The sequence below is a fragment of the Streptomyces sp. Edi2 genome, assembly GCF_040253635.1.
GTDB lineage: Bacteria > Actinomycetota > Actinomycetes > Streptomycetales > Streptomycetaceae > Streptomyces.
The window spans coordinates 4,580,874-4,594,895 of sequence record NZ_JBEJGX010000003.1 but is presented as its reverse complement, the minus strand read 5'-3'; the positions used below and the strand labels follow the sequence as shown (position 1 = coordinate 4,594,895).

The window sequence follows — 14,022 nt, the reverse complement described above, 5'->3', positions numbered from 1 at the left end:
GGACCTAGAAGGGCGGCTCGTCCGAGTAGCCACCGCCGGAGCTACCGCCCCAGCCACCGCCGCCACCCTGCTGACCGCCGCCGGCCGGGCCGTTGGTCGCCCACGGGTCGTCGGCGGGAGCACCGCCGCCGCCCTGCTGGCCGCCGCCGGGGCCGCCGCCCCAGCCGCCGCCACCCTGGCCACCGCCCTGCTGACCGCCGCCGAAGCCGCCGCCGCCCTGGCCACCGCGACCGCTGGTCTTGGTGATCTTGGCAGTGGCGTTCTTCAGGCTCGCGCCGACTTCCTCGACGTCGAGCTCGTAGACCGTGCGCTTCACGCCCTCGCGGTCCTCGTACGACCGCTGCTTGAGGCGGCCCTGGACGACCACGCGGGTACCCCGCGTCAGGGACTCGGCGACGTTCTCCGCCGCCTGACGCCACACCGAGCAGGTCAGGAACAGGCTCTCGCCGTCCTTCCACTCATTGGTCTGACGGTCGAACGTGCGGGGAGTGGACGCGACGCGGAACTTCGCGACCGCCGCACCGGACGGGGTGAAGCGCAGCTCGGGGTCGTCGACAAGATTGCCGACAACCGTGATGACGGTCTCGCCTGCCATTAGGGGAACCTCTCGGCGGGTGTGCTGCTGGCTGCTGGTGTTGCTGCTACTCGGACCCGGTTACCGCTGGACGCTTGCGCGCTCAGTGGGTCTCGGGACGAAGGACCTTGGTCCGGAGGACCGACTCATTCAGGTTCATCTGACGGTCGAGCTCCTTGACGACCGCAGGCTCGGCCTGCAGGTCGATGACCGAGTAGATGCCCTCGGGCTTCTTCTTGATCTCGTAAGAGAGACGACGACGGCCCCAGGTGTCGACCTTCTCGACCTTTCCGTTGCCCTCACGGACGACGGAGAGGAAGTTCTCGATCAGCGGGGAGACAGCGCGCTCCTCGAGATCGGGGTCGAGGATGACCATCACCTCGTAGTGACGCATGTAGAACCCACCTCCTTTGGACTCAGCGGCCACGGTCGTTCCGTGGCAGGAGGGTCGTATGCGTTCCGCACCGAGCCCGTCCGGTCATCCGGACAGACATAGGCGCAGACCGTACAGAGTACCTGCCTGAAGCCTTCCGGTTGAAATCCGCCCGCTCCACCCCCCAATCTGGAACACAACGGGTGTGAGCGGCGTTACAGTGCGCCGCCCTGTCATCGGAGGTGCCGCATGGCACAGGCAGCACGGACCCAGCGCAGTCTGCTCTCGCTTCTCAACAGCGACGGCAAGGACCATCCCGTCGAGAACACCATCGCCATTGCGACCGTGCTCCTCGGCGCGATCGCCATCTTCACCACGCTCTCTCCCAGCCTGCACCTGGTCAGCTCCTGGGTCGGCCTGATCGGAATCGGCACCGGCCTGTGGGGACAGTTCATCTCATCGACGACGGGTGAACGCTTCCTGTTGATCATCGGCCTCGGGGCGGCGGCCGTCGGCTTCTACCTCGGCCTGGCACACGGCGGCCTGTTCGGCGGCGTGCTCGGCTAGCCGATACGGCATACGGGGCTCCGTCCCGTATGGCCCAGACGGGGCGCTCCACGGTCACAGTAGGCTTCGGCGCGAGAGCCGGAGCCCCACCAAGGGGACACACCTGCCGAGGAGCGCCCCGCATGAGCCTGACCCTGAGGACCATCAGCCGAGAGCAGCATCTGGCATATATCCAGAGTCTGCCCGCGGCCAGCCACATGCAGGTTCCTGCCTGGGCGGACGTGAAGGCCGAATGGCGTTCGGAGAGTCTGGGCTGGTTCGACACGAGCGGCGCGCTGGTCGGCGCGGCGCTGGTGCTCTACCGCCAGCTGCCCAAGATCAAGCGCTACCTCGCCTATCTTCCCGAGGGCCCGGTCATCAACTGGTTCTCACCGAACCTGGAGGACTGGCTGCAGCCGATGCTCAGCCACCTCAAGCAGAAGGGCGCCTTCTCCGTGAAGATGGGCCCGCCGGTGATCATCCGCCGCTGGGACTCCGTCGCGATCAAGTCCGGCATCCAGAACCCGGACGTCAAGCGGCTGCGGGACGTCGAGGCCACCCACATCGAGCCCCGCGCCTTCGAGGTCGCCGACCGGCTGCGGCGCATGGGCTGGCAGCAGGGCGAGGACGGCGGCGCCGGCTTCGGCGACGTGCAGCCGCGCTATGTCTTCCAGGTGCCGCTGGCCAACCGCTCGCTGGAGGACATCCACAAGGGCTTCAACCAGCTGTGGCGGCGCAACATCAAGAAGGCCGAGAAGGCCGGTGTCGAGGTCGTCCAGGGCAGCTACGACGAGCTGGCCGAATGGCAGCGGCTCTACGAGATCACCGCGGAGCGTGACCGCTTCCACCCGCGGCCGCTGGGCTACTTCCAGCGCATGTGGACGGCCCTCAACTCCGAGGACCCCAACCGCATGCGGCTCTACTTCGCCCGCCACGAGGGCGAGAACGTCGCGGCGGCCACGATGCTGATCGTCGGGGGCCATGTCTGGTACTCCTACGGCGCCTCCGCCAACCACAAGCGTGAGGTCCGGCCCTCGAACGCGATGCAGTGGAAGATGCTCCAGGACTCCTATGCGCTCGGCGCTTCGGTCTACGACCTCCGCGGCATCAGCGACTCGCTGGACGAGAACGACCATCTCTTCGGCCTGATCCAGTTCAAGGTCGGCACGGGCGGGCAGGCAGCGGAGTACCTCGGCGAGTGGGACTTCCCGCTCAACAAGCTGCTGCACAAGGCGCTCGACATGTATATGTCGCGCCGCTGACCGCTTCACCGCACCGTCCCTACTCCTGACACACCCCAGCCACGAGAAAGGTTCCGGGCCCGGCCATGGCGCTCACCCTCTACGTCGACACCGCGCGCTGGCGGGCGCATCAGCAGAGCGTTCTCCAGCAGTTCCCCGGGCTGGTCCCGGTCTGCAAAGGCAATGGTTACGGCTTCGGCCATGAGCGTCTCGCCGACGAGGCGACCCAACTGGGCGCCGACATCCTCGCGGTCGGCACGACCTACGAAGCGGCCCGTATCAAGGACTTCTTCAGCGGCGACCTGCTCGTCCTGACACCGTTCCGCCACGGTGAGGAGCCGGTACCGCTGCCCGACCGGGCGATCCGTTCGGTCTCCTCAGTCGAGGGCGTGGGTGGCCTGGTCGGCGCCCGGGTCGTCATCGAGGTCATGAGCAGCATGAAGCGCCATGGCGTCAAGCCGGAGGATCTGCCGAAGCTTGCCACGGCCATCGAGGACATCAGGCTCGAGGGCTTCGCGTTGCACCTCCCGCTGGACCGTGCCGACGGTTCCGACGCGGTTGAGGAGGTCATCGGCTGGATGGACCGGCTCCGCAATGCCCGCCTCCCGCTGCACACCATGTTCGTCAGCCACCTCAAGGCCGATGAACTCGCCCGTCTCCAGCAGCAGTTCCCTCAGACACGGTTCCGTGCACGGATCGGTACGCGGCTGTGGCTCGGCGACCACGAGGCCACCGAGTACCGCGGCTCGGTACTCGATGTCACCCAGGTCGCCAAGGGCGAGCGCTTTGGCTACCGCCAGCAGAAGGCCGCCTCCGACGGCTACCTGGTCGTGGTGGCCGGCGGCACCTCGCACGGCGTCGGCCTGGAGTCCCCCAAGGCACTGCACGGCGTGATGCCGCGTGCCAAGGGCGTGGCCCGGGCCGGTCTGGCCACCGTCAATCGCAATCTCGCGCCGTATGTGTGGGCCGGGAAGCAGCGCTGGTTCGCGGAACCGCCGCACATGCAGGTGTCGATCCTGTTCGTGCCCGGCGATGCACCGCAGCCGCAGGTCGGCGAGGAACTGGTGGCCCATCTGCGGCACACCACCACGCAGTTCGACCGCCTTGTGGACCGCTGAGCCGGTAGCGCCCGGCCAGGAACACACCAAGGGCCCGGTGCCGCAGACCTTCTCTGCGGCACCGGGCGTGGTGCATGGACGGCCAACGGTGCCGTCTCACTCCCGTACGGCGCCCCAGCGCACCTGCGGTGCCCCCTCGAACTGCACCGCGTGCCGGGGACGGTGGTGGGCCCGGCCGAGCACGAACACATCGGGGCTGCGGTCCAGGACGCCGCCCGACGGGTCGTCGTCCCCGTCCCTGCGGACCACATCGCGCTCCGGCAGCAGAATGTCCCGGACGACCACGGCGCACAGATAGAGGGTGCCCAGGAGGTGCAGCACAATGGCCAGCTGGTAGCCCTCGAGCGGCAGGCCCTGGTGCTTGTCACCGTTGCCCGTGTAGGCGAGGTACGTCCAGATCCCCAGGAAGTACATGACCTCGCAGGCCTGCCAGATCAGGAAGTCCCGCCAGCGCGGCCGGGCCAGCGCGGCGAGCGGGGTCAGCCACAGGACGTACTGCGGCGAGTAGACCTTATTGGTGAGGATGAACAGCGCAACGACAAGGAACGCCAGCTGTGCGAAGCGTGGCCGGCGCGGCGCATACAGGGTCAGCAGGCCGATGGCGCCACAGCCCAGGATCATCAGCAGCGTGGCATAGGTGTTGGCGTTCTCCAGCGGATTCCCGGTCCGCTGCGAGATCAGGAGCCAGAGCGAACCGAAGTCGATGGGCCTCTCCTGGCTGAACGTGTAGAACTTTGCCCAGCCTTCCCGGATGTGGAATCCCGCATCATCGTGCGTGAGCATCACCGGCAGATTCACCACCAGCCAGGATGCGACGGCGCCGGCCATCGCCCGCCCGTACGCACGCCAGGCTCCCGCACGCCAGCACAGCACCAGCAGCGGGCCGAGCAACAGCACCGGGTACAGCTTCGCCGCGGTGGCCAGCCCGATGAGGACACCTGCCGCCAGCGGGCGGCTGCGTGACCACATCAGCATCCCTGCGGCGGTCAGAGCGACCGCCAGCAGATCCCAGTTGATGGTGGCGGTGAGGGCAGCGGCCGGCGCCAGGGCGACCAGGAGGCCGTCCCAGGGGCGTCGCCGGTGGGTGCGGGTCACGCACACCGCGACGACAGCGGCACAGGCCATCAGCATGCCGGCATTGACCAGCCAGTAGAGCTGTTCGCGGTACTGGACACCCCCACTGTGCGGTGTCATCCAGGAGGCGATCTGCATGAAGGCGCCGGTGAGCACGGGGTACTCGAGGTAGTCCATATCGCCGGGCAACCGGTCGAAATACGGGATCAGCCCATTGGCGAAGCCCCGACCCGCATAGAGATGGGGGATATCGGAGTAGCAGGCGTGGACATACTGGCTCGTGGCACCGAAGAACCAGCCGCCGTTGTAGCAGGGCAGCTTCTGCACCATGCCCAGCGCGAACATGCCGATGGCGATGAGCGCGATGATCCGTACCGGCGTCAGCCGACTGATCCCGAGCAGTGCGCGCCGGCCGATCGGTCCGCCGATCAGCTCGCTGCCGGCCGCTGCCACCTCATCCCGCCTCGTCGGCCGTACCGGCTCGTCGCGTCGCACGCTCGTCATGGCCCCATCCTGCCGTACGCCCCTGTGCAGAACACGGCGAAGCCCCCGCCCGGCGTGAGCCGGGCGGGGGCTTTATGGCTCCTCGTTTCACGTGAAACCGCGTTTCACGTGAAACGGTCGGTCAGCCGCCGGGGCCGCCGAAGAGGCCTCCGCCACCGTTCGCATCCGTCGGGTCAGGTGTCGGAGTCGTGCCTCCGGTGTCACCGCCCGGTCCGCCGGCTCCGCCCGGTCCTCCGCCGTTGGCCCCGCCGTTACCGGCCCCGCCGCTGTTCCTGCACTTGATGTCCCAGGGAGAGCAGGTGTCCGTCGGGCTCGCGCTGGGACTGTCGGACGGCGAAGCGGAGTCACTGGGAGTCTCCGACGGAGACTCCGAGGGCGTGTCCGACGGCGTGGGAGTCGGCGTCGGAGACGGCATGCCGGCCTCGTCCACCCGTCGCCCGATGGGCGTAGCAGCCGGGAACGGCTCCCCTGTGACGCCATGCATCGCCTGCAGCATGTACTCGGTCCACACCTCGGTGGGCAGGGCACCACCGTGGATCGAGTCAAAGCCACCAACGCCGTTCATGGACAGCTGACGCGGGTTCTTCGCGTCCTCACGGAACATGGTGACGGCCGTCGAAAGCTGCTTGGTGTAGCCGACGAACCAGGCCGACTTGTTCTCGTCGGTGGTGCCGGTCTTGCCCGCCGCCGGCATGTCCAGCCGCTTGGCCAGCTTTCCCGTGCCGTTCTGGATGACGTTCTGCAGCACCTTGGTCACGTTGTTGGCGATGTTGGAATCCATCGCCGTCTCCTGCTTGGGCTTGTCGAAGCCCGGCAGGTCCTCACCCTCGAACGTCACCTTGGTCACCGAATACGGCTCCACCTTCTGTCCCGACTGGGCGAAGGTCGCATAGGCATCGGCCATACGAATCGCGCTCGGAGTGGAGGTACCCAGCGCAAAGGACGGGTTCAGGTTCTTGTCGAAGCTGGCCGGCGCGATACCCGCGGCCTGCGCCATGTCCCGGACCCTGCTCATCCCGACATCCATGCCGAGCTGCACGAACGGAGTGTTGACGGACTGTTCCATCGCCTTGGTCAAGGGGATGTAGCCCCAGGGGTGGTTGCTCTCGTTCTCCTGGTAGAAGGGCGAGTTATCGCGCTTCGTCACGAAGTTGCCGTGGGCGTCCTTCACCTTGAGGTGGTCATCGCCGTTGTAACGGCTGTCCGGTGAGATCGGACCGTTACTCCTGGCCGTGCCGTACTTCATCCCCGCGGCGAGCACGAACGGCTTCCAGGTCGAGCCGACCGGTACGCCGAAGGTGTCGGCGTTGTTGCTGAAGTGTCCCTTGTCGTACCCCTCACCGCCGTACAGGGCGACGATCTTGCCGTCACCCGGCACCACGGAGGCGCCACCGAACTGGACGTATTTGTCCTTGGCACGCTTCTTGGGGTCGATATAGCGCTTGTTGACCTTCTTGACCGCACCCTCGAGCGCATTGGTCTTCTTCGCGTCGAAGGTCGTCCGGATCGTGTAGCCGCCCTTGTCGAACTGCGCCTCACTGAGACCCGCGTGCTTCAGCACGTACTTCTTCGCGGTGTCCATCATGTAGCCGATCTGGCCGCTCTTGCTGGCCACCGGCTTCGGCAGGTGTGGTGTGGGGAAATGGTTCCGGTACTTGTCCCGCTGCGCCTTCGACAGGAGGTGGTTCTCGACCTCGCGGTCGAGGATCCAGGACCACCGGGCCTTGGCACGCGCGGTGTTCGCCGCCCGCGTGGCCCCCGGGCTGGTGCCGCCCGCGGGGTCATACAGGTCCGCGCCCTTGAGCACGGTGGCCAGGAAGGCGCTCTGGTTCGCGTCCAGCTTGGCGGCGTCCACTCCGTAGTACGCCTGCGCCGCTGCCTGGATGCCGTAGGCCCCGCGACCGTAGTAGCTGGTGTTCAGATACCCCTGAAGGATTTCGTCCTTGTCCTTCGACCAGCCGACCTTGATCGCGATGAACAGCTCCTTGAACTTGCGGTCAAGGGTCTGCTGCTGGCTCAGCATCGCGTTCTTCACGTACTGCTGGGTGATGGTCGAGCCGCCCTGGGTCTCACCACCCTTGGCCATGTTGAACACCGCACGTGCGATGCCCATCGGGTCCACGCCCGAGTCGTGGCGGAATGAGGCGTTCTCCGCGGCGATCGCCGCGTTCTGCATCGACCGCGGAATCTCATTGATCGTGACGTTCTGCCGGTTTGTCTCACCGTCGCGCGCCATGACCTTGCCATTGGCCCAGAGGTAGACGTTGTTCTGCGACTTGGCGGCCAGGCTCTCGTCAGGAACCTGTACCAGGGCCAGCGCGACGCCGGAGGCCCCCACGATCAGCCCTATGAAACCGACACACAGGCTGGTGACCTGTTTCCAGGAGGGAACAAAGCGCCGCCACCCGACACGGTTGGCACGCGGGTAGTCGATCAGACGCTTCTTCGCAGGCTTCCCACTGCCGCGTCCGCGGCCTCCCTCGGGGCCTCCGCCCCCGCCACCGCGCCGGCCTCCGCCACCACGGCCGCCGGCGCCGCCACCGGCAGCCGTCGCGGAGGCATCGGTCGTCCGCCGGCGGCCGCCGCGCTGGGCAGCTCTACGGGCTTCGGCGCGCCCTCCTTGCTGCGGCTCATGACCGGTCGGCGTGGAGTGGGAGGCAGGATCGGCAGCGGAGCCACGCGGAGAGGCGGCACGACGCCCCGGTGGCTGCGGTGCGGCGCGTCGGGCCGCGGCACGTCCGCCACTCTGCGGCTGTGGCGGTTTGCGACGGTGCTCGCTCATGGAACGAATACTCCTCGGGCAGGCGCGCTATCTCGTCGCCTGAAGGCGGCAATTGACTTCAGGTCCCCCCGATGTACGGCTCGCTCCTGAGGCGCGAGCCGCACTACACCGAGGATGGGGACGCCAGATATCGGCCCACGGTTCCCGGCGGTCTGCATGCCGCACAGACTACGCACGGCCAAAACCTGCCCAGTGTTGAAATTCACTCCAAATCAGTCAGGTTGATGAGAACGATTCGGTGATGTGATGCCGTTCACCGTCCCCCCACTTGTTCAGCCCGGGCGACCGATCTATCGTCTGGATGTATCGAGTCGATACATCAGTACGGCATAAAGAACGCACAGGACCTAGGAGGCGGAGGATGAGCAGACGTTCCGGCATCCTCGAGTTCGCCGTCCTCGGCCTGCTCCGCGAATCCCCGATGCACGGCTATGAGCTGCGAAAACGGCTCAACACCTCGCTCGGGGTCTTCCGCGCGTTCAGCTACGGCACCCTCTACCCCTGTCTCAAGGCGCTGGTCGCGAGCGGCTGGCTCACCGAGGAGACAGAGGGCGCTACGGAGGGCGTACCGGCCGCGGCACTGACAGGGCGCCGAGCCAAGATCGTCTACCGATTGACCACATCGGGCAAAGAACACTTCGAGGAGCTGCTCGCCCACTCCGGACCGGACGCATGGGAGGACGAGCACTTCGGCGTCCGCTTCGCATTCTTCGGCCAGACATCTCGGGACGTAAGGATGCGTGTGCTGGAAGGCCGCCGTAGCCGGCTGGAGGAGCGCCTCGAGAAGATGCGTACCTCCTTGGCCAGGTCCCGCGAGCGGCTGGACGACTACACCCTCGAGCTGCAGCGGCACGGCATGGAATCCGTGGAGCGCGAAGTCCGTTGGCTGAACGAGCTCATCGAGAGTGAGCGCGCCGGGCGTGACCAGCGCGCACCAGGTCCCGCAGCGCAGGACAAGAAGAACCAGTCAGGAGATACGGGCGGCCTGCCCCGGCACCGGGGTGGTTCCCGGCCGGACCCGTCCGATGACACCACCACATGAGGCTCTGCTGTGCAGGCCCTCATCGAGAACACAGGGAGCAACCGGAATGGGTTCGGTTCGCGTAGCCATCGTCGGCGTGGGCAACTGCGCCGCCTCGCTGGTACAGGGCGTCGAGTACTACAAGGACGCCGACCCGAAGAGCCGCGTGCCCGGTCTCATGCACGTGCAGTTCGGCGACTACCACGTGCGTGACATCGAGTTCGTGGCGGCCTTTGACGTCGACGCCAAGAAGGTCGGGCTCGACCTCGCGGATGCCATCGGCGCCAGCGAGAACAACACCATCAAGATCTGCGACGTGCCCAACGCGGGCGTGACGGTCCAGCGTGGCCACACCTACGACGGCCTGGGCAAGTACTACCGCCAGACCATCGAGGAGTCCCCCGAGGCACCGGTCGACATCGTCCAGGTCCTCAGGGACAAGCAGGTCGATGTCCTGGTCTGCTACCTCCCTGTCGGCTCCGAGGACGCCGCGAAGTACTACGCCCAGTGCGCCATCGACGCCAAGGTCGCGTTCGTCAACGCCCTCCCGGTCTTCATCGCCGGCACCAAGGAGTGGGCGGACAAGTTCACCGAGGCCGGTGTCCCGATCGTCGGTGACGACATCAAGTCGCAGGTCGGCGCCACGATCACGCACCGCGTGATGGCCAAGCTCTTCGAGGACCGGGGCGTCGTCCTGGACCGCACGATGCAGCTGAACGTCGGCGGCAACATGGACTTCAAGAACATGCTCGAGCGCGAGCGCCTGGAGTCCAAGAAGATCTCCAAGACCCAGGCCGTCACCTCCCAGATCCGGGACCGTGAACTGGGCGAGGACAACGTCCACATCGGCCCCTCGGACTACGTAGCCTGGCTGGACGACCGCAAGTGGGCCTATGTCCGCCTCGAGGGCCGCGCCTTCGGTGACGTCCCGCTGAACCTGGAGTACAAGCTCGAGGTCTGGGACTCCCCGAACTCCGCGGGTGTCATCATCGACGCCCTGCGCGCCGCGAAGATCGCCAAGGACCGGGGCGTCGGCGGCCCGATCCTCTCCGCGTCCTCGTACTTCATGAAGTCCCCGCCGGTGCAGTACTTCGACGACGAGGCACGGGAGAACGTCGAGAAGTTCATCAACGGCGAAGTCGAGCGCTGAGACGCCCGACGCACCTAGCCTGCGCAGGCCCCCGGGTATTCCCCCCGGGGGCCTGCGGGCTGTGTGAGGCTGTGCCTCATGCATGCTGTGCGCGACCTCCGCGTATTACTCCGGCTACGCGACTTCCGTTCGCTCCTTGCCGCACGGCTCCTTTCCCAGGCGGCCGACGGGGTGTTCCAGGTCGCGCTCGCCGCCTTTGTCGTCTTCTCGCCCGAGAAGCAGACCTCCCCCGCGGCCATCGCCTCCGCCATGGCGATCCTGCTGCTCCCGTACTCCCTCCTCGGGCCGTTCACCGGCGTACTGCTCGACCGCTGGCGGCGTCGTCAGGTCCTGCTGTACGGCAATCTGCTGCGCACGGTGCTGGCGACGGCGACGGCGTCACTGATCGCGTCACAGGCCCCCGACTGGCTCTTCTACGCCTCGGCCCTCTTCGTGACCGCCGTCAACCGCTTCGTCCTGGCGGGGCTCTCGGCCGCGCTCCCGCGTGTGGTCGACGGTGAAGAGCAGTTGGTCATGGCCAACTCCCTGGCCCCCACGGCCGGAACGCTCGCCGCCACCGCCGGTGGCGGGCTCGCGTTCGCCATCCGGCTGGCCGGCCCGGATGTGGACGCGTATGTCGTGCTGCTCGCCGCCTCCCTCTATTTCTGTTCGGCCCTCACCGCCCTGCGCATGGCGCCGCAATTGCTCGGCCCCGATGCGGCACGCCTCCAACCTCACCTGCGCGAGGCCCTGTTGAGCACCGTGCGGGGACTTGCGGACGGGCTGCGCCATCTCGCCGAGCGGCGCGCTGCGGCACGGGCGCTGACCGCGATGACCTTGATCCGCTTCTGCTACGGAGCCCTGACGGTCACGGTGCTGATGCTGTGCCGGTACTCCTGGTCCAGCACCGAGGCGGAGGGCTTGGCCCTGCTGGGGATCACGGTCGGGGTGTCAGGGGCGGGCTTCTTCGCGGCCGCGGTGATCACACCCTGGGCCGTCGCGCGGCTCACCGCACTCGGCTGGATCGCCTGCTGCGCCGCGATGGGCGCCGTACTGCTGCCGTCTCTCGGACTGTTCTTCCTGCCGGGTCCGATGCTGGCCGCCGCGTTCATGCTCGGCCTCGGCACCCAAGGGTCCAAGATCGCCACCGACACCATCGTCCAGTCGACGGTCGACGACGGCTTCCGCGGCCGGATTTTCGCCATCTACGACGTTCTCTTCAATGCCGCTTTCGTCGGCGCCGCCGCGGTGGCCGCCCTCATGCTGCCTCCCGATGGACGCTCCATCGCTCTGCTCGGTGTGGTGACCGCGCTCTACGCGGTGGTCACCGCGGCGCTGGTCCGTTTCGTGCGCAGTTGAGCCCGCATCCCACACCCCGAGTGATCGGTGCTCTGCGGCGAGACGCCCGGACCGGATACCTTACGGGCGTCCTACAGCAGCCTGTACATATCAATATCGGGGGAGATCCATGACGACGCCGCCTCAGGGCCAGCAGCCATACGGCCAGGCGCCGTACGGGCAGGCACCGTACGCGCAGCCATACGCGCAACAGCCCTACGGGCAGAACCCGTACCCGCAGGCACCGCCGGCACCCCAGGCCCCGTACGGCCAGCCCCAGGGCGGATACGCCTACCCCCAGCAGCCGCAGGCTCCGTACGGACAGCCTCAGCCTGGTTACCCCGCGCCGCCTCAGCAGCCGTTCATGCAAGGCGGAGCTCCCGTACCGCCACCGCAGCCCGCCAAGCGCCGTTCCCCCAAGTCGATCCTGAGGGTTATCGGAGCCGTCCTCGGTCTGGCCTTCCTCGCAGTCGCGTGGATCAGCAGCATGGACGACGCGAGCAGCGCCGAGGTCGGCGACTGCGTGAAGAAGTCCAGCAGTTCGCTCGACGATGGCCTTTCGGTGGTGGATTGCGGCACCTCGGAGGCCCAGTACAAGGTGGCCGCGGTGCACGATGACACCTCGGACCCGTCCGTATGCCCGGCACCTCAGTCCGCGTACACCAAGAACGTGCACCGGCGCAGGGGGTCCGATACCCACATGGTGCTCTGCCTGACCTCGGCCAAGTAACGCGCGGCAAGCGCCTCGGATACGTCGTAGGGCGGTGTTTCACGTGAAACACCGCCCTACGTTTCACGTGAAACACAGGGTTCGCGCCCCCGGTTTCACGTGAAACATCAGCCCTGGGTGGCCCACCACTCCTTCAGAGCGGCGATCGCCTCGTCCCGCTCCATCGGCCCGCGCTCCAGCCGGATCTCCAGCATCTGCTTGTAGGCCTTGCCGACCTCGGGCCCCGGGCGGATGCCCAGGATCTGCATGATGTCGTTGCCGTCCAGGTCCGGGCGGATCGCTTCCAGTTCTTCCTGTTCCTGCAGCCGCGCAATGCGCTCCTCAAGCCCGTCGTAGGCGCGCGACAGGGCACTGGCCTTGCGCTTGTTGCGCGTAGTGCAGTCCGAGCGGGTCAGCTTGTGGAGCCGCTTCAGCTGCGGACCGGCGTCCCGTACATACCGCCGGACGGCGGAGTCCGTCCACTCGCCCGTCCCGTAACCGTGGAACCGCAGATGCAGCTCCACCAGACGCGAGACGTCCTTGACCATGTCGTTGGAGTACTTCAGGGCGGTCATCCGCTTCTTGGTCATCTTCGCGCCCACCACCTCGTGGTGATGGAAGGAGACCCGGCCGTCCTTCTCGAAGCGCCGCGTCCTGGGCTTGCCGATGTCGTGCAGGAGGGCCGCCAGCCGCAGCACAAGATCGGGACCGTCCTCCTCGAGGTCGATCGCCTGTTCCAGGACCGTTAGCGAGTGCTCGTAGACGTCCTTGTGACGGTGATGCTCGTCACTTTCCAGCCGCAGCGCGGGCAGCTCCGGCAGAACCTTGTCGGCCAGGCCCGCGTCGACGAGCAGCCGCAGCCCCTCGCGGGGGTGTGCCGAGAGGATCAGTTTGTTCAGCTCGTCCCGTACGCGCTCCGCGGAGACGATCTCGATGCGGTCCGACATCGCCTTCATCGCGGCGACGACCTCCGGGGCCACCGTGAAGTCCAGCTGGGCGGCGAAGCGGGCCGCGCGCATCATCCGCAGCGGGTCATCGGAGAAGGACTCCTCCGGCGTCCCCGGCGTACGCAGCACGCGCGCGGCCAGGTCCTCCAGTCCGTCGTGCGGGTCGACGAACTCCTTCTGCGGCAGCAGCACCGCCATAGCGTTCACCGTGAAGTCCCGGCGCACCAGGTCTTGCTCGATGGAGTCGCCGTACGACACCTCGGGCTTGCGGGAGGTGCGGTCGTACGCCTCGGACCGGTAGGTCGTGACCTCGATGTCGAACGACTCCTTCTTGCAGCCGACCGTCCCGAAGGCGATGCCGACCTCCCAGACCGCGTCCGCCCACGGCCGGACGATCTTCAGGACGTCCTCGGGCCGGGCATCGGTGGTGAAGTCGAGGTCATTGCCGAGCCGGCCCAGCAGGGCATCCCGGACCGAGCCGCCGACCAGGGCAAGCGTGAACCCGGCCTCCTGGAAGCGACGGGCCAGGTCATCCGCGACGGGCGACACCCTCAGCAGCTCGCTCACAGCGCGCCGCTGCACATGGTTCAGCGCGTTCGTCGACAGCGGGGTCCGCTCGGCGGTCGGGGCGGGGAGGTCATTGTTGGCGTTCGGCACAACAAAACA

General features: G+C 67.2%; 13 protein-coding genes. 7 read left to right on the top strand and 6 right to left on the bottom strand.

The features are described from left to right. Window positions 1–4 precede the first annotated feature (4 nt). Together ABR737_RS23640 and rpsF are read right to left on the bottom strand one after the other, a co-directional pair. On the bottom strand, window positions 5–595 hold the full coding sequence (locus tag ABR737_RS23640) for a single-stranded DNA-binding protein (protein ID WP_088798859.1): 591 nt from the start codon (window positions 593–595) through the stop codon (window positions 5–7). An 82-nt stretch (window positions 596–677) separates the two neighbouring features. Beyond that, complete coding sequence (gene rpsF, locus ABR737_RS23635; protein WP_006604399.1) at window positions 678–968, bottom strand: 30S ribosomal protein S6; 291 nt, start codon at window positions 966–968, stop codon at window positions 678–680. A 228-nt stretch (window positions 969–1,196) separates the two neighbouring features. On the opposite strand from rpsF, the gene ABR737_RS23630 reads away from it, so the two are divergent. The 3 genes from ABR737_RS23630 (at window position 1,197) to ABR737_RS23620 (ending at window position 3,852) form a co-directional block, all read left to right on the top strand. Then, window positions 1,197–1,514: a hypothetical protein gene (locus ABR737_RS23630; RefSeq protein ID WP_350252103.1), complete on the top strand. Its 318-nt coding sequence runs from the start codon at window positions 1,197–1,199 to the stop codon at window positions 1,512–1,514. 122 nt (window positions 1,515–1,636) lie between these two features. Next, window positions 1,637–2,755, top strand: coding sequence for a lipid II:glycine glycyltransferase FemX (locus ABR737_RS23625; protein ID WP_350252102.1), 1,119 nt, complete (start codon window positions 1,637–1,639; stop codon window positions 2,753–2,755). Window positions 2,756–2,820: 65 nt separating this feature from the next. Beyond that, a complete protein-coding gene (locus ABR737_RS23620; protein WP_350252101.1) occupies window positions 2,821–3,852 on the top strand; it encodes an alanine racemase in 1,032 nt (343 codons plus the stop codon). A 96-nt stretch (window positions 3,853–3,948) separates the two neighbouring features. On the opposite strand, the gene ABR737_RS23615 is transcribed toward ABR737_RS23620, so the two are convergent. The 3 genes from ABR737_RS23615 to ABR737_RS23605 all read right to left on the bottom strand — a co-directional run bounded on the left by ABR737_RS23615 (window position 3,949) and on the right by ABR737_RS23605 (window position 8,064). After that, complete coding sequence (locus ABR737_RS23615; protein ID WP_350252100.1) at window positions 3,949–5,430, bottom strand: glycosyltransferase family 87 protein; 1,482 nt, start codon at window positions 5,428–5,430, stop codon at window positions 3,949–3,951. Window positions 5,431–5,551: 121 nt separating this feature from the next. Next, a complete protein-coding gene (locus tag ABR737_RS23610; RefSeq protein ID WP_350252099.1) occupies window positions 5,552–7,768 on the bottom strand; it encodes a transglycosylase domain-containing protein in 2,217 nt (738 codons plus the stop codon). 95 nt (window positions 7,769–7,863) lie between these two features. Continuing rightward, on the bottom strand, window positions 7,864–8,064 hold the full coding sequence (locus ABR737_RS23605) for a hypothetical protein (RefSeq protein WP_350252098.1): 201 nt from the start codon (window positions 8,062–8,064) through the stop codon (window positions 7,864–7,866). Window positions 8,065–8,573: 509 nt separating this feature from the next. Between ABR737_RS23605 and ABR737_RS23600 the strand changes: the two genes are divergently transcribed. The 4 genes from ABR737_RS23600 (at window position 8,574) to ABR737_RS23585 (ending at window position 12,430) form a co-directional block, all read left to right on the top strand. Next, on the top strand, window positions 8,574–9,254 hold the full coding sequence (locus tag ABR737_RS23600; RefSeq protein WP_350252097.1) for a PadR family transcriptional regulator: 681 nt from the start codon (window positions 8,574–8,576) through the stop codon (window positions 9,252–9,254). Window positions 9,255–9,300: 46 nt separating this feature from the next. Continuing rightward, entirely contained in the window at window positions 9,301–10,383 is a 1,083-nt protein-coding gene (locus tag ABR737_RS23595) for an inositol-3-phosphate synthase (protein WP_350252096.1), read from the top strand. A 78-nt stretch (window positions 10,384–10,461) separates the two neighbouring features. Further along, on the top strand, window positions 10,462–11,721 hold the full coding sequence (locus ABR737_RS23590; protein ID WP_350252095.1) for an MFS transporter: 1,260 nt from the start codon (window positions 10,462–10,464) through the stop codon (window positions 11,719–11,721). Window positions 11,722–11,830: 109 nt separating this feature from the next. Then, a complete protein-coding gene (locus ABR737_RS23585) occupies window positions 11,831–12,430 on the top strand; it encodes an LppU/SCO3897 family protein (RefSeq protein WP_350252094.1) in 600 nt (199 codons plus the stop codon). A 107-nt stretch (window positions 12,431–12,537) separates the two neighbouring features. Here ABR737_RS23585 and ABR737_RS23580 read toward each other — a convergent pair whose 3' ends face one another. Continuing rightward, complete coding sequence (locus tag ABR737_RS23580; RefSeq protein ID WP_350252093.1) at window positions 12,538–14,013, bottom strand: CCA tRNA nucleotidyltransferase; 1,476 nt, start codon at window positions 14,011–14,013, stop codon at window positions 12,538–12,540. Between the last annotated feature and the right edge of the window lie 9 nt (window positions 14,014–14,022).

Excerpts from the sequence above, each read along its gene's own strand:
- ABR737_RS23640 (WP_088798859.1), bottom strand. The coding sequence starts at position 595 with ATGGCAGGCGAGACCGTCATCACGGTTGTCGGCAATCTTGTCGACGAC.
- rpsF (WP_006604399.1), bottom strand. The coding sequence starts at position 968 with ATGCGTCACTACGAGGTGATGGTCATCCTCGACCCCGATCTCGAGGAG.
- ABR737_RS23630 (WP_350252103.1), top strand. The coding sequence starts at position 1,197 with ATGGCACAGGCAGCACGGACCCAGCGCAGTCTGCTCTCGCTTCTCAAC.
- ABR737_RS23625 (WP_350252102.1), top strand. The coding sequence starts at position 1,637 with ATGAGCCTGACCCTGAGGACCATCAGCCGAGAGCAGCATCTGGCATAT.
- ABR737_RS23620 (WP_350252101.1), top strand. The coding sequence starts at position 2,821 with ATGGCGCTCACCCTCTACGTCGACACCGCGCGCTGGCGGGCGCATCAG.
- ABR737_RS23615 (WP_350252100.1), bottom strand. The coding sequence starts at position 5,430 with ATGACGAGCGTGCGACGCGACGAGCCGGTACGGCCGACGAGGCGGGAT.
- ABR737_RS23605 (WP_350252098.1), bottom strand. The coding sequence starts at position 8,064 with ATGAGCCGCAGCAAGGAGGGCGCGCCGAAGCCCGTAGAGCTGCCCAGC.
- ABR737_RS23600 (WP_350252097.1), top strand. The coding sequence starts at position 8,574 with ATGAGCAGACGTTCCGGCATCCTCGAGTTCGCCGTCCTCGGCCTGCTC.
- ABR737_RS23595 (WP_350252096.1), top strand. The coding sequence starts at position 9,301 with ATGGGTTCGGTTCGCGTAGCCATCGTCGGCGTGGGCAACTGCGCCGCC.
- ABR737_RS23590 (WP_350252095.1), top strand. The coding sequence starts at position 10,462 with ATGCATGCTGTGCGCGACCTCCGCGTATTACTCCGGCTACGCGACTTC.
- ABR737_RS23585 (WP_350252094.1), top strand. The coding sequence starts at position 11,831 with ATGACGACGCCGCCTCAGGGCCAGCAGCCATACGGCCAGGCGCCGTAC.